Source organism: Parapedobacter sp. (assembly GCF_053550995.1).
The window spans coordinates 1-26,068 of record NZ_JBMQOC010000121.1 but is presented as its reverse complement, the minus strand read 5'-3'; the positions used below and the strand labels follow the sequence as shown (position 1 = coordinate 26,068).

The 26,068-nt window shown below is 49.4% G+C and carries 18 protein-coding genes; 10 read left to right on the top strand and 8 right to left on the bottom strand.

Annotated features, from left to right (window positions below):
* The 7 genes from ACO1NT_RS16515 to ACO1NT_RS16485 are packed head-to-tail and all read right to left on the bottom strand — an operon-like array spanning nt 1 to nt 7,891.
* A complete protein-coding gene (locus tag ACO1NT_RS16515) occupies nt 1-1,488 on the bottom strand; it encodes a mannitol dehydrogenase family protein (protein WP_449049841.1) in 1,488 nt (495 codons plus the stop codon).
* 2 nt (nt 1,489-1,490) lie between these two features.
* A complete protein-coding gene (locus ACO1NT_RS16510; RefSeq protein WP_449049840.1) occupies nt 1,491-2,411 on the bottom strand; it encodes an ABC transporter permease in 921 nt (306 codons plus the stop codon).
* A gap of 11 nt (nt 2,412-2,422) precedes the next feature.
* Entirely contained in the window at nt 2,423-3,895 is a 1,473-nt protein-coding gene (locus ACO1NT_RS16505) for a sugar ABC transporter ATP-binding protein (RefSeq protein ID WP_449049839.1), read from the bottom strand.
* Nucleotides 3,895-4,938 (bottom strand): substrate-binding domain-containing protein, encoded by a 1,044-nt coding sequence (locus ACO1NT_RS16500; protein ID WP_449049838.1) that lies wholly within the window; start codon nt 4,936-4,938, stop codon nt 3,895-3,897. Before ACO1NT_RS16500 ends, ACO1NT_RS16505 begins: the two co-directional genes overlap by 1 nt.
* An 18-nt stretch (nt 4,939-4,956) precedes the next feature.
* The gene (locus ACO1NT_RS16495) at nt 4,957-5,784 is read right to left on the bottom strand and encodes a glycerophosphodiester phosphodiesterase (protein ID WP_449049837.1); all 828 of its coding nucleotides are present in this window, start codon (nt 5,782-5,784) and stop codon (nt 4,957-4,959) included.
* 32 nt (nt 5,785-5,816) lie between these two features.
* Nucleotides 5,817-6,842: a zinc-dependent alcohol dehydrogenase gene (locus ACO1NT_RS16490; RefSeq protein ID WP_449049836.1), complete on the bottom strand. Its 1,026-nt coding sequence runs from the start codon at nt 6,840-6,842 to the stop codon at nt 5,817-5,819.
* Nucleotides 6,843-6,880: 38 nt separating this feature from the next.
* Nucleotides 6,881-7,891, bottom strand: coding sequence for a LacI family DNA-binding transcriptional regulator (locus ACO1NT_RS16485; protein WP_449049835.1), 1,011 nt, complete (start codon nt 7,889-7,891; stop codon nt 6,881-6,883).
* A 227-nt stretch (nt 7,892-8,118) separates the two neighbouring features.
* On the opposite strand from ACO1NT_RS16485, the gene ACO1NT_RS16480 reads away from it, so the two are divergent.
* The 8 genes from ACO1NT_RS16480 (at nt 8,119) to ACO1NT_RS16445 (ending at nt 19,364) form a co-directional block, all read left to right on the top strand.
* Complete coding sequence (locus tag ACO1NT_RS16480; RefSeq protein WP_449049834.1) at nt 8,119-9,015, top strand: ComEC/Rec2 family competence protein; 897 nt, start codon at nt 8,119-8,121, stop codon at nt 9,013-9,015.
* A gap of 32 nt (nt 9,016-9,047) precedes the next feature.
* Nucleotides 9,048-9,638: an RNA polymerase sigma factor gene (locus ACO1NT_RS16475; protein WP_449049833.1), complete on the top strand. Its 591-nt coding sequence runs from the start codon at nt 9,048-9,050 to the stop codon at nt 9,636-9,638.
* A 49-nt stretch (nt 9,639-9,687) separates the two neighbouring features.
* A complete protein-coding gene (locus tag ACO1NT_RS16470; RefSeq protein WP_449049832.1) occupies nt 9,688-10,818 on the top strand; it encodes a FecR family protein in 1,131 nt (376 codons plus the stop codon).
* A 238-nt stretch (nt 10,819-11,056) separates the two neighbouring features.
* Nucleotides 11,057-14,413 carry a TonB-dependent receptor gene (locus tag ACO1NT_RS16465; RefSeq protein WP_449049831.1) on the top strand — a complete coding sequence of 1,119 codons (3,357 nt, stop codon included), beginning with the start codon at nt 11,057-11,059 and terminating at the stop codon, nt 14,411-14,413.
* A 20-nt stretch (nt 14,414-14,433) separates the two neighbouring features.
* The gene (locus ACO1NT_RS16460; RefSeq protein WP_449049830.1) at nt 14,434-16,191 is read left to right on the top strand and encodes a RagB/SusD family nutrient uptake outer membrane protein; all 1,758 of its coding nucleotides are present in this window, start codon (nt 14,434-14,436) and stop codon (nt 16,189-16,191) included.
* Nucleotides 16,192-16,230: 39 nt separating this feature from the next.
* Nucleotides 16,231-17,187, top strand: coding sequence for an IPT/TIG domain-containing protein (locus ACO1NT_RS16455; RefSeq protein WP_449049829.1), 957 nt, complete (start codon nt 16,231-16,233; stop codon nt 17,185-17,187).
* Nucleotides 17,188-17,198: 11 nt separating this feature from the next.
* Complete coding sequence (locus ACO1NT_RS16450; protein WP_449049828.1) at nt 17,199-18,185, top strand: hypothetical protein; 987 nt, start codon at nt 17,199-17,201, stop codon at nt 18,183-18,185.
* 6 nt (nt 18,186-18,191) lie between these two features.
* Nucleotides 18,192-19,364: an SGNH/GDSL hydrolase family protein gene (locus ACO1NT_RS16445; protein WP_449049827.1), complete on the top strand. Its 1,173-nt coding sequence runs from the start codon at nt 18,192-18,194 to the stop codon at nt 19,362-19,364.
* A gap of 19 nt (nt 19,365-19,383) precedes the next feature.
* On the opposite strand, the gene ACO1NT_RS16440 is transcribed toward ACO1NT_RS16445, so the two are convergent.
* On the bottom strand, nt 19,384-21,651 hold the full coding sequence (locus ACO1NT_RS16440; RefSeq protein WP_449049826.1) for a glycoside hydrolase family 20 protein: 2,268 nt from the start codon (nt 21,649-21,651) through the stop codon (nt 19,384-19,386).
* A 94-nt stretch (nt 21,652-21,745) separates the two neighbouring features.
* Here ACO1NT_RS16440 and ACO1NT_RS16435 point away from each other — a divergent pair, with 94 nt between their 5' ends.
* Complete coding sequence (locus tag ACO1NT_RS16435) at nt 21,746-24,637, top strand: triple tyrosine motif-containing protein (protein WP_449049825.1); 2,892 nt, start codon at nt 21,746-21,748, stop codon at nt 24,635-24,637.
* Between the two features lie 247 nt (nt 24,638-24,884).
* The coding region (locus ACO1NT_RS16430; protein WP_449049824.1) for a SusC/RagA family TonB-linked outer membrane protein at nt 24,885-26,068 on the top strand (1,184 nt) is incomplete at its 3' end.

Genomic DNA, 26,068 nt, shown 5'->3' with positions numbered 1-26,068 from the left:
TTATGCACCTTCCAATACATGGTTAAGTAATTCCGTTACTTGCTCCTTCCTGAACATGGAAACACATTTCGTATAATTTGTTACAAATACCGGATTGGCTGACAAGTCCCCAAACACCGGCCGGTACTGCAAAAACTGATCGGCCGATGTGGATTCATCCGCGAAAAGAACTTTTATTTCTTCCCGTTTATTATCCACCACTGCCGCCATGCCGTCTTGCTTGTTGGCACGATGGAGATAATACCACCAGGCCGCAACCACCAAGACAGCCACGGTCACCTGTGGATCACCCCGTTGTAAATTCTTATCTACCACCGGAAGCAAGAACTTCGGAATCTTGTCGGACGAGCCCGAGATGATCCGTGCCGTAGCGTCATTGATCATCGCATTGGAAAAGCGCGAGCGGACCGTTCGGAAATAAACTCGCAAATCGACACCAGCAACTGCCGGCAATACGGGGATGGCCTCCCGCAGGGCGTACCGTTCAAATATTGCAGCTATTACCGGATTTTTTACCGCTTCATGTATTTTGGTATAACCTAAAGCATCTCCCAGTAAGCCGACCAGGGAATGACCCGCATTGAGTATACTCAATTTCATAGCCTCATATGGGCGCACGTCGCCTACCAATTGAACACCCACTTCATCTATCGGCGGAATATCGGTAAGCCCGGTATCCTCCAGCACCCATTGAAAAAAATCTTCGCTCACCACCAACATGTCATCATGCAAGCCGAAACGTGCCTCAAAGTCGGCTTTATCATCAGGCGTAGAAACGGGCGTAATGCGGTCGACCATGCTATTGGGAAAGGATACATGATCGGCTACCCATTTTTTCAAAACCGGGTCATACCTCTCTAGAAAAGCAAGCAGCGCATGTCGCAACACATGCCCGTTTTCTTGGATGTTATCGCACGACATCAATACCAAGCCTCCTACCCCTTTTTCCTTGCGTTCAGCAAGGCCTCTTGCGAGGTAACCAAACACCGTTTTAGGTGGATTGCCGGGTTCGAGGTCGTGTTGGATATGGGCGTTCGACCAGATAAACTGATGGTTATCGAAATCGGTATTATAACCACCCTCCGTGATGGTGAAACTGATGATCCGGGTATCGACATGGGCTATTGCATGGACAACGGCAGCCGTATCGTCCGGACCGTATAGCACTTCGGTAATACTGTCGATGACCACGACGTCGTCGTTCCCGTCGGCAGCCCGCATACGCAGGGTATATAGGTAGTCCTGTTCCGCAAATTGTTGTACGAAAGCCCTATCGGCGGGCATAAGACATACCCCTAGAATGGTCCAATCGGCGTATTGCTGCGGATACCGTTGCCGCAGCTTATGCCACGTGTAGGCTTGATGCGACCGATGGAATCCCCCGACCCCAATATGCAGGATGTGGTTTTTGCTTCTGCCGCTAGTGGGCGAGGGCTTTTGTACCGCTACGGGCAGCTGACCTAATGTTTTCTTGTTTAACCTTGCCATTGCTATTGTTGTGCCTTTTGGAAGATGACCGCCAAAATGATAATCACCCCTTTGATCAATTGCTGCATGTAAGCCGTAATATCGAGTAGGTTCATGATGTTACCGATCATACCCAGAATCAAAACCCCCAGTAAGGTATTCATCACGGAGCCTTTGCCACCGAACAAACTGGCTCCGCCGATGACGACGGCAGCGATGGCATCGAGTTCCAAACCAACACCGATATTGGGTGTGCCTACCCCCGTGCGCCCCACCATTAATAAACCGGCCAGCGCGGTAAGGAATGCAGCAATGACATAGACCGAAAATTTGATCCGCTCTACCGATATGCCTGATAACCGCACAGCTTCTTCATTGGAGCCTACAGCGATAATCTGCCTACCATACACATGGTACTTAAGCACAATAAACACGATGATGAATACCGCGCCCAGCAGGATGGCCGAAAGCGGTACGCCGAGGACACTGCCCGTGCCCAAGCTGAGTATTGCTGACGAATGCGGCCCTACGGTGATGGGTGCCCCTTTTGATAGCAGAAACCCGAGCCCCCGCACAATGGTCATAAGCGCCAATGTGGCGATAAAAGCAGCCACGCCACGGTAGGCCACCAAGTAACCGGAGACAACACCAATAGCAATACCCAACAGTAGCGCTAGCAGCAGTGCGGCACTGAAATATACCTCATACGAGAGCAGCGCGAAAGCCACACCGATACACGCTACGATGGAACCAACGGATAGGTCGATCCCACCCGTTAGAATGACCAGGAACATGCCGATACTGATGAGCCCGATAGGGGCCACCTGGCGCAGTAGGTTGGTGACATTCGTCATCGTTAAAAACGAATCGGACGTGAAGCTCGAAACCACGAGCAACAATAGAAATATAATCAGTGTGTTATTTTGAAGGAGCTTTTCTTTCATTGCACATCTACTTAATTGGCCCCGATGGCCATCCTCAAGATATTTTCTTCGCTAAAATTGGGTCGATCAACGGTTCCCTGCAACACGCCGTTCTTCATCACGATGATGCGGTCGGACATGCCCAGCAATTCATCCATATCGGACGATACCATGACAACATACATCCCTTCGTCGGCCAACCGCTGGATGATCTGGTAGATCTCTGCACGTGCACCTACGTCTACACCACGGGTGGGCTCGTCGATCAATAGAACATTCAGACTGCGGTTCAACCATTTGGCCAAAACCACCTTCTGCTGGTTACCGCCACTTAGCGTGGCGAGTGGATGGTTGATATCACCCACTTTGATACGGAGCCGCCCAATCAATTCGCGGACAATCTCGTCTTCCCGGCGATGGTTGATAAACCCCCACCGGTTGGCTACCTGGCGCAAGTTTGCCAGGCTGATGTTGTCACGTATACTCAGGCTAAGAACACCACCGTGCTTTTTCCGGTCTTCGGGCACCATGCCCCACCCTCCGCGGATAGCCTCACGCGGCGAGCGGTAGCTTATGGACTGGCCTTTCCAGCGCAACTTGGCCGGTTGCTGCCGTAGTGCACCGAACAGGTTTGCCAATAGCTCCGTCCGCCCTGCACCAACCAAGCCTCCCAAGCCCAGGATTTCGCCCTTTCTGATTTCAAAGGATAGCGGTTGGTTAGCGTTGTTGCCATACGCATTATCGACAACGATTTTTTCGTGGGCAAACGGGGTACCCAGCTTCTCGGGGTATAGCTGCGTCAACTCCCGACCTACCATCAAGCTGACCAACTGGTCTTTATCAACCGTAGACGTGGACAATGTGTCGACCGTCTTTCCATCTTTCAAAACAGTAACCCGATCGGTAAGCGCCAACAGCTCTTCCAAGTGGTGCGATATATAGATGATGGCTACCCCCTTGTCGCGGAGTGCAAAAAGCAGGCTGAATAACTTTTTCACCTCTTTGGTGCCAAGCACGGCCGACGGTTCGTCCAAAATCAACAGTTTCACATCCCGCGATAGTGCCTTCGCAATTTCGACGATTTGCTGATGGGCGACGCTCAGCTGGGCTACCCGCTTTTTCACATCAATGTCAAAGCCGAGCGATTGGATCAATGCCTCAGCATCTTTATCTATTTTTCTCCGGTCGAGCCATCCCCCATCTTTTCCGAAAAAAATATTCTCGGAAACCGTTAGCTCGGGAATCAGTGAAAACTCCTGATAGATAATACTGACACCGCGCGCCTTGGCACGATGGGGATCGTTGTGGGCAACGACTTCACCATCGATGATGATCCGGCCGCTATCGGCCGCGTGGGCACCCGAAATCACTTTCATCAGCGTCGATTTACCTGCGCCGTTTTCGCCGAGCAGCGCGTGAATCTCGCCGGCACGAACGTCCAGATCGACGTCACTTAGCGCTCTCACGCCCCCAAACGATTTGGATATTTTTTCTAAAACCAGCATTAAAACAATGCATTAGGATCATAAAATGCCCCCACGTTATCCTTCGATATCAATACAGAGGGTGTATAATTGGTTTTGGCGATTCCCTCTTCGCCATTGAGGTGTTTGACCGCAATTTGCACAATCATTTCACCTAGTATCTTCGGACTGTTTTGAGCTGTTGCGGCAAAAGAACCGGATTCAATCAACTCGTAGGCTTCTTTTTGACCATCAAATCCCAGTACCGTAATCTGCTCTTCTTTTCCCATTTCGCGGATGGTCTTGAGGGCTCCGATGGCCATGGCGTCATTCTCAGCCAGAAGCACGTTGACATACGGGTGAGCAACCAGGATATCCTCCATGGCTTTCAATCCCCCGTTATTATTCCATTGCCCCCAGCCGTGGGCCACAATTGAAAAATCCGTCTTGGCCTGCTTGTGCAGCTGGCCATCCACCAGTCCCCGTACAAACCCCAGCCTTTTTTCGCGCCCTACGGGGTTGCCCTGGTTACCACTGATGATGGCCACTTTCAATTCCTCGTTACTGTTTTCCGCCAGCCATAACCCCAACTTCTCGCCGTTCATGGTATTATCTGCCACCACTGACGAGATATAAGAGGCTCCGTCATCGATCATCGAATCTACGATGAAAATCCGAACCCCCTGCTGGGCGGCCCGGTTGACAACCGGTACGGCTGCCTTGGGGTCCAGTGGGTTCAAGATCAACACATCGATCCCCTTGGAAAGCAGGTCTTCAATAGCAGCAACTTGTTTAGCCACGTCTTCTTGCCCATCGGCCATGTAATACTGCATGCCGTAGTGTTTTACACTCTGCTTTACGATGGTCTCTAGCGCCACATAGTAAGGAGCCACCATTGAGGGACCACTGTAACCCACCTTGATATTGGATAAATCTCGGGCCGACACATACTGGAGGCCCGCTTCCCCTCCCGATGGGCCGTCGTTACGGGCCTGCTCCTTAGGTAGGCAACCCGCGAGCAGCAGCATAAGCAATACGCCCAGCAGAGCCGGGCCACGGCGACGATGATAAATGATTGCACGCATAGATAACATATTTGCTGGCTATTTCAACGTAATCCATGGGGCGTTGGCGTTTACCCAGTCGGTAACCGCCACCGGCACATCCGAGCAGAGGTAATCGCTGCCCAAAGACACACCCAGCAGGAAATCCGCCACGGAGTGCCCTGGCCACAGGCTCACCTTGAAGCCTTGTTTTTTTGCTTTCTTTACCATGGCACGGGTGGTACCATCGATGTTGCACCCTACTCGGTCTATGTTCATTTCTTTTGCTTCGTCAAGCACTTCCTGGCTTAGCGGTGCCCCCTTGATAAGCAATAAGTCTACGGTAGGATATGTTTTCTTTAGATAGCGGAGCGGCCGCGTGTCGAAAGAGGTAAGCACATAATTCGATGTGGGGGGCATAGCGGCATACACTTTTTCATAAAGCTCGTCGCAATATGCTGTAAGCGTTTTTTCATCGTACATGGGTTTATTGGTTTTCATTTCAAATTCGATATATACCCATGGCTTATCGCTGAAGAAGGCAAGCACCTCATCAAGCGTTGGGATCTCGTTCCCTTTCTTCGTCCGTAGTTGCTTAAGCTCAGCAAGCGTCAGGTCTTCGATGGCTTCCTCATTACCAACAATCCGTTTCAGATTGGCATCGTGGAAAATAACGAGTTGACCATCCTTTGTGCGCCTTACGTCGGTTTCATACCCCCGCAGCCCTTTGTTGTAGGTTTCCTGAAAAGCACCAATGGTGTTCTCATCGTACTCGTGCGCGCCCCCCCGGTGCGCGAATAGCTTTACTTCGGCTTGCTGTGCATAAGCGGTAGTGCCAAGTAGCGACATGGCAATCAACAGACCTGCAATTTGAAATTTAATACTCATTTTTCTGGAACTTTTCCTGTTGTTTATCATACTTAATTAACATCTATTAATACTTTTAAAGTTTGAGTCGGGTTCTCGTCGATGAACTGATACGCTTTGTTATACGCAGTGAACCCAAATCTATGTGTGATTAATGCCGATAGCTGCAGTTGGCCCGATATCAAGTATTCAATTGCCTTTACATAGTCCTCGTGTTTGTACATCATGCTACCCTGCACAGTTAACTCATGCTCGCCTACGAACCCCATATTTAACCGGGGGTACTCTTCATAGACACCTACGATAAGCACCTGTCCGCCCTTCTCCACATTGTCTACGAGGTTATGGAGTGCCGGTTCGGCGCCCACCGCTTCAATGCCCACCTGAAATGCTTCTTCACCTAAAATCCGTTTGATACCTTCCCTAAAGCCTTCTTCGGATAAATTAATCCCATCTTCGATGCCTAAGCTCTTCAAAAGGTCGAGCCTGAACGGATTGAAGTCGCTGACGATGACGCGTTTCGCCCCCCGTATCTTCGCAAATTGGGCAATGAGATTCCCTATGGGGCCTGCACCCGCAACAACTACGGTCTTCTCTCCAATATCCTTAACCATGGAGGTAGCATGGGCGGCTACGGCGGCAGGCTCCAAAAGTGCAATCTCGTCGAAACTGACTTCGCTGGGAACAACGTAGGTACGATTTTCGGGTAGGACAAAGTAATCCTGTGCAACACCGGGTGCTTGGAAACCTTCCACCTTAAGGTGCGAACATACATTATAGCGGCCCGCCCGGCAGGGGCCACATGTTCCGCAAACCTGCTGTGGCCTGCCCGTTACCCTATCGCCCACTTTCACCGTTTTCACCTCGCTGCCCACCGCCACCACTTCACCGCTGTACTCATGCCCCTGAACAACGGGAAACGGCGTAAAGGGATGTTTGCCGTGGTAGGCATGGATATCCGAGCCACAGATTCCGATCCTTCTGATGTTGATCAGCACCTCGCTTTCACCTACGGTAATCGGCGCCGGTTCAGTAGAAAACCGAATGTGTCCCGGCGATGTTAATGTTGCTTGCTTCATGTTCTTAGTCGCTATCTGTTTGAGTAATACAAGATGTATTAGACACGTAAAGATGATTTGTTGATAACAAGGTCCGCATCGAATTTGATATGATTGCTCTCCAGACGGCGCCCGCTATCCGTAAGGTGGTTTACCGCTAAATTGCTCATGGCTTGGAGCGGTTGCCGCACATAGCTAAGCGGACACGAAAACAGCTTGTACGCTTCGGCCTCATCAAAGCAAATGATAGCAATGTCATTGGGTACTTTTATGTTGAGTTTAACAATTATTGGCAAGGCTGCCATGGCAATCTTATTGGTAAAGAAACACAACGCGTCTAATCGATCGCGATGTATGGCCGCTGTGATTACATGCTCTATTTCTTCATTTAATTGCTCTTCTATGATTTCATAGCTGTGCACGGCATCAGCCGGTAAACTCGCCAAAGCCGTTTCCATAAAACCCCGCTTGCGCTCTTGAAGGTGGTGCAGCTTGGTCGACAAGCCCACGGCACCCAATCGCTTAAAGCCTTGTGAAAGGAAGTGATTGGCGACGCTTTTTGACGACTTGAAATTATCGAGGTTGATGGTTGTAATTTTCTCGAATTGTGGAAACTCCCTATCAATAAGCACAAACGGGATTTCCATTTCTTTAAGATAGGAAATGCAATGTTCCGCCCCTTCGGGAATCGCTAAGATCAATCCGTCTACCTGGCGCGCGATAAGAATATTCAGGATGTTTTCGAATCGCTTGGGGTCCTCATAAGCACTTCCGAATATCAAATTATAGCCATGCGCATTCGCTTCTTCCTCAATGTAACGGGCCAAATGTGAATAAAAGAAATTGGAGATATCGGCCACAATCAGCCCCATAGTATAGGTTTTATTGTTCTTCAGGCTCTTGGCAATCTGGTTCGGCCGGTAGTTCAGCTTATTCGCCAAATCAAGAATCCGTTTGGCCGTATCTTCGTTGATTCGGTCGGTCATCTTTCCATTCAATACGTACGAAACCAACGCCACCGATACTCCTAGTTCGGTGGCTATACGCTTCATGGAAACTTTCTTTGACATTGCTATATATAATTGATCGATACAAAGAAGGAAAAATTTAATCGATTAAACAAGCAATATTTGTATTTATTCTAGTTTTTTTTATACACATATTTTTAATTTAAGTCATAAACGCAAAAATCGAGACTGGCCTCAGATACCGAAGGAATCAGAGACTTTGAATACAGGATGTACCGGGATGGCATAGTGGGAGTTTATTCTTATTTTAGGCGCCTAAGCTTCAAATTATGAGCAATATCAACTTTCGTTATTTATGGCTTTCGCTAGTCGTATGTGGCCTTATCTCTTGTGCAACCGCTTTGGGCGCGAAGAGACCTGGCGTGTTTACATTGTGGCAATTGCCCGCGCAATCGCCCTCCCAAATGAACTCCTATGTGTTGCTAACCGACAACGGCAAGCTATGTGTAATGGATGGCGGTACAGCCGCAGATGCCCCCTATTTAAGGGGATTTCTCGCAGCCATGGGAAATGAAGTGGAAGCGTGGTTCATCACCCATCCACATAGTGATCACATCGGTGCGTTGAATGAAATACTGAAAACACCGGCCGGCCTAAAAATTCACAGCATCTACCATTCGGAACTTTCAACCTCGTTTGTGGAGCAATATGAGAAAGGGAGTGAAGCATTAACCAAAGAATTCTATGATAGACTAAGGGAATTCGATGGAAAGGTCGTGGACATGAAGGAGCCGGGCTTGGTTCTCAAGATGGGTAAAACGACATTCAAGGTATTGGGGGTAAAGAACGAGGAAATCACTATAAACCCGTATAACAACCAAAGTGTGGTCATCAAAGTATGGGACACCAAGAAATCGGCACTATTCCTTGCCGATCTGGGAACAGAAAGCGGCAACAAATTGTGGAACGGCCCATACCGCGGCGAACTCAACTGCGATTACCTACAAATGGCCCACCATGGGCAGAATGGGGTAAGCAAGGATTTTTACCGTAACATAACCTTCCGGGCTTGCCTATGGCCAACGCCAAAGTGGCTGCATGACAACGATGCCGGAAAAGGATACAATACGCACAACTGGGAAACAATCGAAATCAGGAACCTGATGGACGAAATCGGTATCAAAGAGCATTACTGGATGTTTGAAGGCCTCCATAAAATACAATAGCCCCGGGGCGCTCAGGTGCCCCTACAAACGCCATGGCATCCGCTTATCAATACCATACCGACAAGGAACTGGTCGCAAAATTAAGGCAGGGCGATGAGGCTGCGCTTTCTGAAATATATGAGCGGTATTGGGACCGATTGTTTGCGGTGGCGGCCAACCGCATGGGGGATACCCAGGAAGCCGAAGAATGCGTGCAAGACGTGCTATACAAATTATGGCGACTGCGCGAGACACTGTATATCGAAAACGACGACCTATCGGCCTACCTTGCCGTGGGGATGCGGAATCAGGTATTCAACCGCCGGTTGAAACGCCACCGCGAGCGCTTGCGTGCAACCGGATATGAAATGCCGCAAACGGAGAACCTTTCTCCCGAACACCTCCTGATCGTCCAAGAGTTGCAACACCGCATCGACAGCGCTATTAAAGACCTGCCCAGCCAATGCAGGATTGTCTTTGATTTGCGCACGGACGAGGGTAAGACCATCAAACAGATTGCCGACGAGCTAGGCATCTCTGAGAACACCGTCAAATATCACCTGAAGAAAGCCCATCGAAACATTCGAGGAAACCTCGACGTCACGGTGTGGTTGGCTGTGTTTTACTATTTTTTTCAAAAATAACCTACCCTCCCCCATCTTTTTGGTGTCTATAGAAAAAACAAAGACGTAGATGGAATACGAAAACCGCATCGATAGCCTGATTGCCAAATTAGCTGCCGGGAACATCACCGACGCGGAGATAGCGGAGTTAACCCGCTGGTACAACGGTTTTGACGATACCAACGTAATATTATCGGCGATGGACGGGGACAATGCCGAACAATTGAAAGCTCGTATGTATCGGCAACTCACGGAGAAAATCGGACCTGCAAAGAACGTAACCCGGCAACTGATCCGACGATGGTTACCCTATGTCGCAGCGATATTGTTGGCTGCCGTTGGGGTGTGGTATAGTATAGATAAAGCTTCCGACCCTACGCCTGCGCTCGAAATAGTCGCCCGGGATACCCCACCCGGTGGTAACCGAGCAACGCTGACATTGGCCGACGGCCGCACGTTGATTTTGAGTGAGGATCATGCGGGCATAGCCATAAACGACTCGTTGACGTACCTCGATGGAACCGGGGTTATCGACAGCCAAGCCTTGGCACATACGGATAACGGCGGCGTGCCACTGGCACTCGTTACGCCAAGAGGGGGCACCTACCAAATCGTACTGTCCGACGGTACGCGAGTGTGGCTAAACGCTGCTTCGTCATTGAAATATCCAAGTAAATTCAATGGTAACGAGCGAATTGTGGAATTAGAAGGTGAGGCCTTCTTCGAGGTCAACAAACAACAGGGGAAGCCCTTCAAAGTAATAAGTGACGACCAGATAGTGGAAGTACTGGGCACCCAATTCAACGTATCCGGCTATCCCGATGAGCGGCATACTAAAACCACTTTGGTGACCGGGCGCGTACAAGTGGCATCCCGCACGAACCTCGGATCGCCCATGGCTATTAAGCCCGGCCAGCAGTCTATTGTACAAGACGGAAACATCCACATAACAACTGCGGACACCAATCAAATTATCGCTTGGAAACAAGGGATATTCCATTTCGAATCTACTCCATTGGAAGAAATGCTCAAACAGATTGCCCGATGGTATGACGTGCATATTGTCTATAAAAAAGGAATACCTAACGAGACATTCACTGGAAAATTCAGGAGAGATGTTTCGCTAGAAGGCGTAATAGACATCCTACGACTATCAAAGATTGATGTAACGTTAGAAAACAAACGCATCATTATAAACTGAAAGGAACGGAAATAGCCGATAGATAAATTTAAAAAATAAGATATGGGATAAACACGAGCCTGACATGAATAAGGGAAGTGCAGCGAACACTTCCCCTGTTCAGAAAAACCAGTAATAAAACGCGAATTAAAACTAGTTAATTAACTTATCTAAACGCACAAACGTAATGATAAATTATGATTTTTCCCTATTGGGAAAGACAAAGATACCTCTTGGTATCAAGCCAGTATTTCGAATTATGAAATTGACCTCGCTATTGCTTTTGACCGTCTGCCTACACTTGAGCGCAGCAACGCGATCGCAGACCGTTTCTTTAAACGTCAAAAACCAACCGATTGGGCAGGTATTTCAGGCCATTGAAAAGCAAACCAGCCTGATGGTGATATCAAACGACCGTTTACTGAACCGGTCCACCCCGGTTTCTATCCACGTCAATGACATGTCATTGACCAAAGCACTGGAAGTGCTGCTGAAACCCGTATCCTTGGCCTACCATATCACCGAAAATACCATCGTGATTACGGAACGGGCAACATCCTCACAACCAGCCTCCATACCCGTCGCGCCGTTACCGCAGCGCATAATAAGTGGCCAGGTCACGGATACCGAAGGTGGCCCGTTACAGGGGGTAACGGTAAGTGTGCAAGGTTCGGTGACGGCCACCACCACTGACGACAAGGGTAGCTATCAGATCACGCTTCCGGAAAGTGGAAAGCTACTGGTATTTTCACTGGTTGGATATGAACGAATAGAGGTTGCTATCGGCAACACCGATCACACCGTCAACGTTTCTATGGTCCCCTCTGTGAGTGATTTGGACGAGGTCGTTGTGGTAGCATTCGGCACCCAGAAAAAAATCTCGGTGACCGGTGCCATAGCTTCCATCCAAACCAAGGAAATCAAGCAAAGCCCCGCCGCCAACCTAGCCGTGACATTGGCGGGTCGGCTACCTGGCCTTACCGCTTTACAACGTAGCGGCGAGCCGGGACGGGATAACACGGCCCTGTTCTTACGCGGCATGGGCACATTGAACGCTACCGCACCCATTATTTTGGTAGATGGTGTGGAGCGCGAAATGACGTACATAGACCCCAACGAGGTAGAAAGTGTCTCGATATTGAAAGATGCATCTTCCACTGCATTGTTCGGCGTCCGTGGAGCTAACGGGGTTATCCTGGTAACCACGAAACGCGGCGACAGCGGACGTCCTACCATTGGGCTTACTTATGAACAAGGCCTGCAGGGCTTCACACGCACGCCATCGGTTTTAAGCTCGTATGAATGGGCCAGCCTCCGTAACCAAGCATGGTCAAACGACAACCCCCATGCGGACCCCAACGATCCCGTAAACCAACCACCATACTCCGAATACGCGCTCGATAGATTCCTGTATCAGGATTATCCGACGGCATACCCGAATACCAATTGGCAGGAATTGCTGTTTAATGACTGGGTGGGCCAGCAACGGTACAACCTCAACATCAGCGGCGGTGGCGATTATGTGCAATATTTTGTCAACGTGGGCTTCCTCGACCAAGGTGGTCAATGGAAAATAAGTCCCGATGTAACGGAATATGATCCTGCCGGTTATTTGAAGCGGTATAACTTTCGCTCCAACATCGATGCCAAGCTGAACAAGTCGGGCACATTGAGCACGTTCTTGAATGCGGCGGGCTATTTTGAACAGGTCAACTCGCCGAACGCCAATACCGACGAGATTTTCCGAAGGACATATAGTTATTTCCCTGTGGTGTTGCCCGGACCATTAACCCCGGAGGGTGAAGTGTTGATCGGACCGGGCAATTATAACGTATCGCCGTGGGCATTGATCAACCGATCGGGATACCGGAAAGAAACACGCAACAACATCACCGCTTCCTGGGGGTTGAAACAGGACCTCGATAGGGTAACCGACGGACTGTCCGCCAAATTTATGGCATCATTTGACACGCGCACCATCTACTCGCTCACCGCTGCTAAAGAATACCAGCGGTGGATACAGGTTATCGACCCAAACACATCAAACCATCTGGGCATGGATAGCGTGGAGTACCGACGGATGTTTCTGGAATTGGAAAATACTCCGTTAAGCATTGGCAGTGGTTCAAATTTCCAATCGTTTTTCAACTTCCAGTTCACCGCTGACTACCAGCGTACGTTCAACGGAAAACATACGGTAACGGGTATGCTCCTTGCCCAGCAGGAAATGAAAGTGATGCCGAACGACCGGCTACCATTTAATCTGAGGGGCGTATCACTACGTGCGATGTATAATTATGACAACACGTATTTTGCCGAATTCAATGCGGGGTATAACGGATCCGAACAATTCGCCAAAGGCCGCCGGTATGGATTCTTTCCGACGGTTTCCGGTGGCTGGGTTATTTCCAACGAGAATTTCTTGAAAGAAAACGAATACCTAACCATGCTTAAACTGCGTGCTTCCTATGGCCGCGTGGGCAGCGATCGATTAGGGGGCCGGCGCTTTCTTTACCTCGACGACATTCAGCGCCAAACCGGCGGCGGATATAGTGGATCCCTCGGCAGGGGCGGCAAGATTGCCGAAAATTACTTGGGAAACCCCTTGATCCAATGGGAGGTAGCCGAGAAAACCAATGTCGGGTTGGAAATCGGATTGATGAACGAACTCACCTTGATGGTCGATCTATTCAAAGAAAACCGCGACAATATTTTAATCAACCGGCAAACGATACCGATGGTGTATGGTGTGGAAGCATCTCGCATGAGCCCAGTGAATATGGGCGTGGTAGAAAACCATGGATATGAGATCGAACTCAATTACAACAAACAGATCAATGACGACTGGTCTGTCCTTTCCAAACTGAATTACAACTTTGCACGCAACAAAGTGGTGTACTCAGACGAGTTGCAGTACCCCGATGACTATGCATACCGCTACCGCCAAACCGGCTACCGGATCGGTCAGGTGTTTGGCTATCCACTACGCGAGGGGTATTATACCAGTTATGAGGAAATTGAAGCCGAAGGCCTAAACTATGTAGGTTATACGGTAAGGCCGGGCGACTTCAAATACCAGGACACCAACAACGACGGGATAATCGATGAACGCGATATGGTGCCCATTGGCTATTCGGGGATACCCGAGTATACCTTTGGCGGGGCGTTCAGTGTCAACTACCGGAATTTTGACCTTTCATTCCTGTTTCAGGGGATCATGAACGTTACCCAGCCGTTGTCAGGCTATGGCACGATGGGCATGTATGATTTCAGGGACCGACACCGGTATGCGTGGACGGCTGAACGGGCCGCAGCCGGCGAAGAAATCAGATACCCCCGACTAAGCTTGGGGAGCTCGGTGAGTGAACGGGATGCCAATGCGTTCTTTATCGAAGACCGCAGCTTCATTCGCCTGAAAAATGCGGAAATAGGCTATCGACTACCCGCCTCCATTGCTGGCCGTATTGCAGCAAAAGAGGTTCGGTTTTATGTGAATGGACTTAACCTGATTACTTGGGATTGGATGCGTACCGACGACTTCGACCCGGAGGTAAACAATTCATTGAGCTATCCGGTATACCGGGTATTCAACGGCGGAGTAAATGTCACTTTTTAATGATTTTGGGATAAGAGAAAATGAAAAGATTACAATATAAGCTATTCATAGCGCTGATACTGGTAACGACAAGTTGCCAAAAAGACCCTCTGGATATCATGCCTGATGGGCGCCTCACACTGGAGGAAATCTTTGCCGATGAAATGATGGCATCGGAATATGTGAACACCATGTACGATAACATCAATCCATATGGTACGGCATATGATTATTTTACCATGCTTGCCGGCTTCTCCGATGAAGCGCACGACAATGACTTTCCGCAGGATATGGCTCGCGCCCCTTCCCGCTGGTACAATGGGGAATTGCGGCCAAATTGGAATCCCTTGGATATCCAATTTTCCACCGGTTCTTCAAATACCGAGTCAAACGGGAACTATTACAGGAAAAACTGGACAGGCATCCGGCAGACCAATGTCTTCCTCGAACGAATCAGCAGTACACCTTTTGCTAACCCACAGATGAAAGCACGCCTGATCGCGGAAGTGAAAGTGCTACGGGCATTTTTCTATTGGGAACTCATCAAGATGTATGGTGGCATGCCCGTTGTCGATAAGCCTTTCAGTGGGGATTTCCAGTTCGAGTCATTACCGAGGCAGTCGTTCCAAGCATGTGTCGACTTCATTAAACAGAACTGCGATGAGGCTATCCTGGAACGTAACCTACCTTATCGCATTACGACAGAGCCGGAACGCGGCCGATTTACAAAGGCGGTAGCACATGCCATACGATCGCAGGCGTTGTTATTCGCCGCGAGCCCCTTATGGAACGATACGGGTGACCAAACACGATGGGCCGAAGCCGCGGAAGCCAGCAAAAACTCATTGGATGAATTACTGGCCAACAATTACGTGCTCCACCCCGATTATGAAGCGTATTTCGACAGCCGTACGGATATCAGTGCAAATCCGGCCGATAAAGAAACCATCTTCGAGATCAAGCCTTATCGGGCACACGAATTCAGCCATTTGATGTTCCGCATGCATGCCATTCCCACATTGGGTGGTGACAAAGCGGGTGTGAGCCCCTCACAAGAGTTGGTGGATAGCTACGACATGGTCAATGGCGAGCCCGCCATTACGGGCTACTATGACGAAGACCACCTCTATCCCATCATCAATACGGCATCGGGTTACGACGAATCAAAGCCCTATGAGAACCGCGACCCACGGTTTTATGCTACCGTGTGGTATAATAACGCCTATTATGGCGAAATCAACGGGCAGCCCTACTATATCCAATCTTATCTGGGCGGCGCCGACGGGATTTCCAACATCATGCAGCGTACAGGTAATGGATACTACCTGAGGAAATTCCGCGACCCCGCGCAGTTGGACCCCAACACGGGTACGGCGCGTTTTAAGAAATACAGACTGGGCGAACTATACCTCAACTATGCCGAGGCCGCAAACGAAGCCTATGGTCCTACCCAGGAGGTCTATGACGCCATCAACACCATCCGTAGCCGGGTAAACATGCCTGCGTTGCCCAGTGGATTGAGCAAGGAGGAGATGCGCGAGCGCATCCACCGCGAACGGCGCGTGGAGTTGGCATTCGAAGAATACCGGTTCTGGGATGTAAGGCGCTGGAAAATACTGGACCGCACTGATAGATTGACGACGGGCATGGAATGGACAAAATCTGGAAACACATTTACTGGAAAACGTATCGTGACCGGACGGCGGAAATCGTGGACAGATAACCACTTGATTTTCCCGATACCATTGAGCGAGCTGACATTGATGCCCTTGTGGGACCAAAATCCGGGATGGGAATAACCTCATCTAAGGCAATTAACAGAACACACTCATAATAAAATGAAAACGAACATTCTCAAAATATACCTCTGCACGTGCATATTGCTTGCCGGCAGCTGTGAAGAAGAGGAATCCGCACCGATAAACACCGCCCCGATTCCACGTATCCTCGCATTGGAACCTGCCAATGCCGCTGAGGGAGATACCCTCGCGATTGTTGGTATCAATTTTTCGGAAAATGCTACCGAAAACGAAGTCAAATTTGGCCAATCAATCATTGAAACCATCGCCGTTTCAGACACATTAATACAGGTAGTCGTACCCGCGATGGAGGGTAATATCGTGGGCGTATCGGTCCGTAGCCGAGGCAAGATCTCGAACAAACAAAATCTTTCGCTGGTACGCACGAAGGTATTCGAGGATAATTTTGACCGACCGGACATCCCATCGGTGGGATCGCCGACGGTTCCCAATCCGCTTGGCACCAACTGGCAGATTATCAATGGCAAATTCTCATTGAACGAAAATCGGTTATTCAGTTCGGAGGGAGGGTTGGAATCTTATATGCTTTACCGTGACGCGGACCTGGATATGCAGGTGGGCGATGGCAGCTATTTTGAGCTGACAGCAACGATGAGCAGCTCCCCCGAGTCTTTTGCCGGTATCATTTTTAATGCACAGAGCGATAACAAGCGCTTCTATCTACTCCGTACCACAAACAATATGTTGCAGCTCTTGAAAACGGGCGAGAATGGGCTAGGTCATTGGGTAAACATTATGGTGAATCAAACATTTGAAGGATTTGCACCAAACGTACCGTACCAGGTAACGGTTTCCTCATCGCAGCCCGGCAATTTCCGGATAAAGGTGACCAATAAAGACACCAATGGGATTCTTTTTGAACAGGCCGTAGAAGACCCTGCCCCGTATTTGGGCGGCTCTCCAGGCGTCTACTACTTCGGGTTGGCCAATCCCGTGGTAATCGCTTTCGATGATTTTCACTTAGAACTACTATAACTTATATAACCATGAAAACAATAAAAACACTAACCGCATGTCTCGGATTTAGCGGTGTCTGTTTGCTTGCTTCGTGCTCAGCCGGCGGCGATACAGGGACGCCCCCCCAACCGACCACGGCCCAATACGATACCTTGTCCGTTTTGGGAGACCGCGCTTTCGGACGTGGCCTTGTACGCAAGCGCGCCGACATACCATCTCCCGGAAACATCTATCCCTTTGGTGCTGCAACAACGCCACCCCTATGGGAAATGGCTGAGTGGGGGACAAAGCACGAGTTACAAGAGGCTGATAAAACAACCGACGATGGCGGACGCGTCACCTATGCGAATGCGGGAAAGGCTATCGCCTTTGAAAAGGACGGAGGAAATGTAAAAGTTAGGATGGATGTATATACCTCAGCAGAGTATGATGCCCCTCGCCAGCAAAACCAAGCGTGGCCCCACCTATTGATTGAACAGTCGTTCCCTGAAAAACCACTGGTGAAAGATTTGGAAGGACTGGTGTTAAAATTTAAAGGCCGACTAACGGGTGCCGAAATGAAAATGGATGCAAAGGACTTCAACCCCGGTTTGCATACGGCACAATTCCAGCTCTTTATCACCGTACAGGACCTGAACCCTGCCTCCGCATATCACGGAGATTACTTGTGGTTTGGCATTCCATTTTACGACTATCGGTATGAGCAAATCCCACTATATGCAGCACAAGACGTGGGTAAGGGCGATGCCACCGGGAAATTCATCTACAGCGCAGGAAGCTCCGATTTTATGGAGGGGTCGTTTCAATCAGGAAACTGGATAACCATCGAAAAAGATATCTATCCACTGATTGTAGGGGCCTTAGAACTTGCTAAAGAAAGGGGATACCTTACCGGCTCGTTCTTTGAAGATTTCGGGATATCGGGGATGAACCTCGGATGGGAAGTTCCGGGCACATTCGACGCGGGCTTCGAATTCACCGAATTTGATCTATTGGCAGTTAAGAAACATAAATAAAATCACATGTTGTCACGCAAACTCATCGTAGGTAGTGTATTATCCTTGACGCTTAGCGGAGCGGCCAACCGCCTCGCAGCGCAGTCTATTGATACATTGAATAGGCATTGGCCAGCATATATTGATCTTGACCAATATATGCAGCCGTTTTTGACGGCAGACACCATCTACGATGAGTTGGTGATGCCCATCAAGAACGGACACGCCTTACCAAGTGGAGGCCTGTTATTCCCCGTGCAGGCAGTGTTATCTGTCCGCGACACGTACCTAGGCACCGTATACGAAGAAGGAAAAGATTGGGTGTGGGAAGGCCAACGAATTGTGCTCACAGACTCATCAAGCATACCATTCTGGCATAACCATCAATTGGTTTACAACGAAGTCAAAGAAGGTATTTCCCAGCCAGGTTCCGTACCAGGGACCTACGTCTTATTCAGCGAGGGTGAACTCATACGGTCTAAGCAACTGGCGGTAACTTATATCCCCGACCGACGTGGAAGTGAGGCAACCAAACGCTTACCTCCTCCAACAAGCTACTTGCCCCATACCATGGGTAAACTTGATGGGCGCGAAAACCTACATGTGGTTTTTTGGGGAAACAGCATCGAAACCGGCGCAAACAGCAGCGGCTTCCAGCATGTGCCTCCTTTCATGCCCAATTGGACCGAACTGTTCGTTCGGCAGCTCCGGCGGCGTTTCGGCACGCCCGTATCCTACAAGAATCTTGCTGTGGGCGGCAAAATGGCAGCGTGGGGTCTGGAAAATATCGATCAAGTGATTGCTGAAGAACCTCATCTAGTCGTAATCGGCTTTGGCATGAACGACGGCTCCGCGGGGGTGCCGTCCGATCTGTTCACCAAGCAGATCCAAGGCATGATGGACGCTGTGGGTAGGCGACTTCCAACATGCGAATTCATTGTAATCACGCCCATGCTTGCGAACCCCAAAGCTATCCAAAATAAGCTGCAAGAGACTTATCGGCCGGCTTTGCTCGCATTGGAGAATACCGGCGTAGCAATAGCTGATATGAGCTATTGGCATAAATGGCTGCTCACTCATAAGTCATACCAAGACATGACCGGCAACAACATCAACCATACCAACGATTATTTATCCCGATGGTATGCACAGGTGTTGGTAGCCCTGTTTATCGAAAACGATGGGCATAGCGAAAAATAACAGGCTAATGGGCGACCATTCAATATACAACGACCTCATCGGTAAATAATAGTGCATTTTGTGTATTCGTAGCCACCACCCGGACATATCGTGCGGTCTGCGCGCCCTCAAAATTGAACGCATAGGTTTTAATCTCACGAAAAGTATCCGTTGCCGATGCCTCGGTTGAAAACGTACCGGCCTCCCGGAAATTTTTGCCGTTATCGGAAAGGAGGACGGTTACGTCGCCGGGCAGATAGCCATTGGCCGACGGGTCTTGAAGGAAATCGATCGCGACCGACTTGACGGCTTCTCTACGTTGAAAATCGATGGTAACATCCACATTGTTCACGAACCCCTGCCATTGTCCATCGTTAGCGAGTACCCCGCCTTTTTGGCCATTGAGTAACGTGCTGTCATGCTGTGCCGGAAATGATTCATCCCACGCAGTTTGGTAGGTGATGTTTTTACCAATTGCTTTGTGGATATCCGCTTTCGCCGCAGCAATGGGCCCCACCCGGGCTGAATCCACAAAAAAAGCAGCTTTAATCGTGGCCGGCACCGCCAGCTCGATGGGCTTAGAATAAAGTGCTGACCCTGCGTCCGGTTCCTGCCCATCGGTTGTGTAACGGATGCCAGGGGTAGATTGCACCGTAGCTAACGTTATCGTGTTGGTCAACGTATCGGCATTGAAGTCCACATCGATACCAACGGCATAAGAAGGGCGGCAGTAATTGACGTCCCATCGCTGTAGCAATTGATAATGCCGTTGCAACCGTTTATTGAAATCGTCCCAGTTGCGACCCTCAGGGCCTGACCATACGACTTCCGACAAAGCGAGCGCGCGTGGAAAGGTCATGTATTCGACCTGTTCCGTGGTGGGCATGTATCCTGTCCAGATATTCCCCTGAACGCCCAATATGTGTTTAACTTTGTCAGCTGCCAGCCCTGCAGGGATAGGTTCATAGGCGTACACCGCCGATAGGGGGATATCGCCCTGGGCCGCTTCCGGCTGCGTGCGCGGGTCGCTTTGGTATTGATCGAAACCGAGGTATGTATCAGGGGTCATAATGACATCATAACCGGCGGTTGCGGCGTTCAAACCGGTGGCTTCACCATGCCGGCTCATGATGGTAGTGCCCGGCGGCGCCCCCCCAGCCATCGTTTCATCCCAGCCTAGCGACTTCCGCCCGTGCGTACGCAAGAAACTGTCTATACGACTCACGGCATAGCGTTGCAGTGCGTCTATACTGTCCAATGCCAGTTGCTCCACTCTGGCGTTACACTTATCACAGGTTGCCCATGCTGTTTTATCAACTTCATCACCACCGATATGGATATATTCCGATGGAAAAATGGCCATGACTTCGGTCAACACATCTTCGAGAAAAGTAAACGTTGCCTCATTACCAACGCAAAAGGTATGGTGCCGATAGGGCTTACCGGTACAAGAGAGCTCGGGATAAACTGCTAATACTTCTTCGGAATGGCCGGGCATTTCGATTTCAGGAATGATGGTGATGCCTTTACGAGCGGCATAGGCAACCAGTTGGCGTGCCTCGGCTTGTGTGTAATAACCTCCACTGGCATTGGGTTGGCCCATTGGCAAATAACGCTGTCCATTCTGCATCCATTCTTTCCAGACCGGATGGGTCCGCCACGCAGCCTGTTGGGTCAATTTGGGATATTTATTGATTTCCAGTCGCCACCCTGCCCCATCTGCGAGGTGCCAATGGAAAGTATTGAATTTATACAACGCCATCAGATCGATGAACTTCTTTAGAAAGGACATCGGGTAGAAGTGCTTGGAAACGTCGAGATGGAGGCCCCGGTAACCAAACCGCGGTTTATCTTCGATGACCATGGCCGGCAATCGGCGCCCATCAGCCTGCGTATAGGCCAATTGAAGAACGGTCAGTATCCCGTTAATCATCGCTGGCTCCTGGTGTGCCGTAATGACAATACCAGAGGTATCGACCACCAATCGATATGCATCGTTGGCTAACCGATCTTCATCCCGTGCTTTGACAAGGCGTACACCGCTTTCGGGAATACGTTTATGTGACTTGATACGTTCCACCTCCATGAAATTGACAACGGGGTGATCGTATAACAAGCCGGCTACATCCATAAATGTATCGAATGCCGCTAATGGCGTAGCCGAAGGAAACACATATGCCCCTTCGTGCATTTCGACGACAGTAGGCTTAGGGATAATGGACACTTGACTTTGGGCGTAGGCAGGCACCACCAGTAGCAGCGGTAAAGCAAGCAATCCCAACAATAAGGGGGATACTCTTTGAGCCATGCGAATCTGTTTGTTGTTACGTATCTGACACAAACTTACTCAAAACACCCAAATTATCCAATTATCATTACCTTTGTCATTCTGACGATAACCCATGAAAAGAACCTTATTAGCTTGCTGTATTGTCGTTGCGTTTTTCCATGGGGTTGCCCAACATCGGGTAGCTATCCCCCAAATCATCAACTATAACAACAACCAATACAAAGGGGGGCTGCAAAATTGGGATATCGCCCAGGATTCACAGGGCATCATGTATTTCGGTAATAATGAAGGGCTTCTTACCTTTAATGGCCGATATTGGAATATCTTTCCACTGCCTAATGCAACCGTGGTCCGATCGGTGGCAATCGATAAAAATAACCGGATTTACGTAGGTGGGCAAGACGAGCTTGGATACTTCCAAGCGGATTCCAAGGGAAGGCTCCAATACCATTCCATGGTCGATCTCATTCCTGAAACTGAGCGTAAGTTTGCTGATGTATGGGACATCGCCGTCAGGAACAACGAAGTATTCTTTAGGACCAATACCAAAATTTTGCATTATAAGGATGGACGCATGACGGTTGACAAGGCAACGACTGAATGGCAGTTCCTTGGTATGGCCGAAGGGGCACTTTACGCACAGTCCATGCATCAGGGTATCATGCGGTATGATGCGGGTTTCTGGAAGCCGTTAGCCAATCACCCTGACCTAGAAGGAACCGTGATAACAAGTATCATGCCCTACAGCCAGGATACGCTACTCGTAAGTACGTTGAAAAGCGGGCTCTATTACCTTACCCACCATACACTCATCCGTAAAGAAACGCCACTGGACCACGTGTTTACAGCGGATCGTATTTATTGCGGGCTTCCCATCAACAACGACTGGTTTGTCTACGGCACCACATCTGCCGGCGTACTGATTATGAACCGCGCCAATAAACTGGTACAACAATATGTATACGGCGAGGGGCTACAAAAAAACAATGTCCGGGGTTTATTCATCGACCGTAACCAAAACCTCTGGCTGGCGCTTGATGATGGCATCGACTTTATCGCGGTAAACAGTGCGGTGAAATACATCCAACCCAACACGGCAAACCCCACAAGCAGTTATGCTATCTGGATGTTTGACGGGCGGCTTTATATCGGTACATCCAACGGCTTATACATGTCGCCTATTGATGCCAAACAATCAGACATCAGCCTTTCCGATGCGGAATTCACCGAGGTACGCCATACCGAAGGACAGGTCTGGGGGCTCAATGAAATCAACAACCGGCTGCTGATGGGACATGAAGATGGTGCGTTTGAGATTGTGGGCAGCGAAGCACGCAGCATCTACACTGTCCCCGGAACATGGTTGTTCCAGCCCATTTCGCGCGTCTTCCCCTCCACCCACATCATCGCAGGCACCTACCTTGGTTTACAACATATTACCTTCGATTCCGGCCATAATTTTCATGATTCTGGTCGGGTAGACAGTCCCTATGAGTCCTTACGGTTTATCCACTATGATGACAACTATCACACGATTTGGGCATCGCATCCTTATCGGGGCATATTCAAAATGCAGTTGTCGGCGGATTACTCCAAAGTAAACCTCCAAAAAACTTATACCCAATCGGAAGGGCTACCGTCCACATTATATAATTACCTGTTCCTCATCAAAAATAAAATTACCGTAGCCACCAATGACGGTATTTATGAATACGATGCGGCCTCCGACAGTTTTATCCCTTCGCCCCTGTTCTACGATCATTTCAAAGGAATGGAACTGCAATACCTGAAGGAAGACCGTGACGGGAATGTCTGGTTTGTAAGCCATAAAAAGCTAGGAGTGGCCGACTTCAGCCAGCCCCATGGCACGGCACCATTTACGGTCACTTATTTCCCGGAACTGAACGGCAAAGTGCTTGGTGGATTTGAAACCGTCTATGCCCTCGACAACGAGAACATTTTCATTGGAGCAAACAAAGGGGCAATACACCTGAATTACAAACGGTACAAGATGGCGATCAGCCGGCCTGACGTATTGCTTAGCCAGGTAAAGGTAATCGACGGCGACAAACAAGAACAGGTGCTATATGGCGGGCACCAAACCAGCGAGGTCACTTCGCCCACCTTGGATTACCCATCCAACTCCTTCCACTTCTCGTTCGCCACCACGCTGTATGACCAGCAGGACAATGTAGAATTCAGTTATATGCTGGAAGGTTTTGATAACGGATGGTCTATATGGAACCACCGCAGCGAAAAGGAGTATACCAACTTACCACCGGGACGCTACGTGTTTAAAGTAAAATCCCGGAACACCGAAGGAAACGAATCGGCCGTAAGCGATTACCCATTCGCTATAACACCACCATGGTATGCCAACGCGATTAGCTATACATGCTACGGCGTGCTGATTTGCCTGCTGATTTTCCTACTGTTCAAATGGCAGAAAAGGAAACTACAGCAGAAGCACGAACGCGAGCTATACCTCAGCCAACTGGAATTGGACCGACGCGAAAAAGAGGTGGTACGGTTGAAAAATGAAAAGCTGGAAACCGAGATAGATTTTAAAAACAAGGAACTGGCCAACATGACCATGCATCTGGTTCAGCGCGGCGAAGTGCTCGCCAAAATAAAAGAAACCATCCTGTCCGTCGTCAAGAAACATGACTTCACCGATAGTTCCATCAACTTCAGGCAACTCATCCGCCTCATCCGGAACGCTGAGCGGACCGATGAAGACTGGGAGCAGTTCCGTGTGCATTTCAACCATGTAAATGAAGGCTTTTTCACCAACCTCAAAGAACAGTACCCCGACCTCACGCCAAACGAGCTAAAGTTGTGTGCTTTTCTACGCATGAACCTTTCTTCCAAAGAAATTGCCCAATTGATGAACATTACCATCAAAGCGGTAGAAGTGGGTCGATACCGGCTCCGCAAGAAGCTTAAACTCGATCCCGACCAGAATCTCTATGAGTTTTTGTTACATATCGCCGCCAAAACGTAACCTTTTGAAAAAAAAGACCCCTTCTTCACAAATATTTAACAACCAGTTAATTAAGACCATGTTGTAGGGGTATTGTAGGCCTAAATCGACCTGCTATCTCCTTTTTTTGGATTACTTGTAGGGGTATTGTAGCATGCAGTTATAAACAGGTTCCGCATCCCATCATCTAGTTTTGTTTCACGGTTCCGCATTAGAATAGGCGAACGTATTGAACCAATTTTTTTAACCCTTAATAAGAGCAGTTATTATGAAAGAAAGAGTTTTACATGCATTGATGGTGCTATGTATGTGCTTCTTCCCATTTGTGCTGACCGCCCAACAAGCCCTTCAGGTAACAGGGACGGTAACGGCAGACGGCAAGCCCTTGCCGGGCGTAACCGTAACCGTGCAAGGAACGAACACCGCAACCAGCACGGATGACTCAGGTAAGTATTCGATTACTGTCCCCGAGGCGGGGGCCACATTGGTATTCACGCAATTGGGTATGACCACGCAACAACTCGTGGTGGCAGCCAGCGGCACCGTCAACGTGTCGTTGGAGGAAGACTTGAGTACGTTGGAAGAGGTGGTGGTCATCGGGTACGGCACACAGAAGAAAAGTGTGGTAACCGGTGCGATTACGAGTGTGCGTGCTTCCGATATCGAGAACCAGGTGGTGGGCCGCTTGGAAACCGCCCTCCAAGGGCGTACATCCGGCGTCACCATAACCACCAATTCGGGCGCACCCGGATCGGGTGCTTCCATTTTGGTTAGAGGGGTAACAACGATGAACAATAATACGCCACTCTATGTAGTGGATGGCGTAGTTGTAGACGCCGGTGGCATCGATTACCTCAATACTTCAGATATTGCATCCATCGAAGTGCTAAAAGATGCGGCATCGGCAGCGATCTATGGTACGCGGGCAGCCGCTGGGGTAATTTTGGTGACCACCAAAAAAGGTAAAGCAGGCGATATGGCGGTTAACTACAATGGGTATTATGGCACACAAGCTCCTGCCAAAAAACTCAACCTATTGAATGCTACAGAATACGCAACCATACGCAACGAAGTGTCGCTCAACGATGGAGGCGGCATCATTTTCCCCGAACCAGCCGCATTGGGCGAAGGGACGGATTGGCAGAGCACCATATTCGAAAACAATGCGCCGATTCAAAATCATGAATTGAGTATCAGTGGCGGGAATGACCGTTCTACATTCTATACCTCGTTTGGCTATTTCGGACAAGACGGCGTGGTTACGCCGGAAATTTCAAACTATGACCGGTATAATGCGCGTATCAATTCGGAACATCGCATTAAAAGTTGGCTACGCTTCGGTGAAAATTTAGGTTATTCCTATATCAACAGCCAAGGTTCGTTAGCCACAAACAGCGAGTTCGGTGGGCCTTTGAGTTCGGCTATCAATCTAGACCCGTTGACTCCGGTTAT

What these genes read in the sequence shown, in the direction of transcription:
- ACO1NT_RS16515 (WP_449049841.1), bottom strand. Translation starts at nt 1,488, where the DNA reads ATGGCAAGGTTAAACAAGAAAACATTAGGTCAGCTGCCCGTAGCGGTA.
- ACO1NT_RS16510 (WP_449049840.1), bottom strand. Translation starts at nt 2,411, where the DNA reads ATGAAAGAAAAGCTCCTTCAAAATAACACACTGATTATATTTCTATTG.
- ACO1NT_RS16475 (WP_449049833.1), top strand. Translation starts at nt 9,048, where the DNA reads ATGGCATCCGCTTATCAATACCATACCGACAAGGAACTGGTCGCAAAA.
- ACO1NT_RS16470 (WP_449049832.1), top strand. Translation starts at nt 9,688, where the DNA reads ATGGAATACGAAAACCGCATCGATAGCCTGATTGCCAAATTAGCTGCC.
- ACO1NT_RS16485 (WP_449049835.1), bottom strand. Translation starts at nt 7,891, where the DNA reads ATGTCAAAGAAAGTTTCCATGAAGCGTATAGCCACCGAACTAGGAGTA.
- ACO1NT_RS16440 (WP_449049826.1), bottom strand. Translation starts at nt 21,651, where the DNA reads ATGGCTCAAAGAGTATCCCCCTTATTGTTGGGATTGCTTGCTTTACCG.
- ACO1NT_RS16450 (WP_449049828.1), top strand. Translation starts at nt 17,199, where the DNA reads ATGAAAACAATAAAAACACTAACCGCATGTCTCGGATTTAGCGGTGTC.
- ACO1NT_RS16495 (WP_449049837.1), bottom strand. Translation starts at nt 5,784, where the DNA reads ATGAGTATTAAATTTCAAATTGCAGGTCTGTTGATTGCCATGTCGCTA.
- ACO1NT_RS16455 (WP_449049829.1), top strand. Translation starts at nt 16,231, where the DNA reads ATGAAAACGAACATTCTCAAAATATACCTCTGCACGTGCATATTGCTT.
- ACO1NT_RS16505 (WP_449049839.1), bottom strand. Translation starts at nt 3,895, where the DNA reads ATGCTGGTTTTAGAAAAAATATCCAAATCGTTTGGGGGCGTGAGAGCG.
- ACO1NT_RS16490 (WP_449049836.1), bottom strand. Translation starts at nt 6,842, where the DNA reads ATGAAGCAAGCAACATTAACATCGCCGGGACACATTCGGTTTTCTACT.
- ACO1NT_RS16435 (WP_449049825.1), top strand. Translation starts at nt 21,746, where the DNA reads ATGAAAAGAACCTTATTAGCTTGCTGTATTGTCGTTGCGTTTTTCCAT.
- ACO1NT_RS16445 (WP_449049827.1), top strand. Translation starts at nt 18,192, where the DNA reads ATGTTGTCACGCAAACTCATCGTAGGTAGTGTATTATCCTTGACGCTT.
- ACO1NT_RS16500 (WP_449049838.1), bottom strand. Translation starts at nt 4,938, where the DNA reads ATGCGTGCAATCATTTATCATCGTCGCCGTGGCCCGGCTCTGCTGGGC.
- ACO1NT_RS16460 (WP_449049830.1), top strand. Translation starts at nt 14,434, where the DNA reads ATGAAAAGATTACAATATAAGCTATTCATAGCGCTGATACTGGTAACG.
- ACO1NT_RS16480 (WP_449049834.1), top strand. Translation starts at nt 8,119, where the DNA reads ATGAGCAATATCAACTTTCGTTATTTATGGCTTTCGCTAGTCGTATGT.
- ACO1NT_RS16465 (WP_449049831.1), top strand. Translation starts at nt 11,057, where the DNA reads ATGAAATTGACCTCGCTATTGCTTTTGACCGTCTGCCTACACTTGAGC.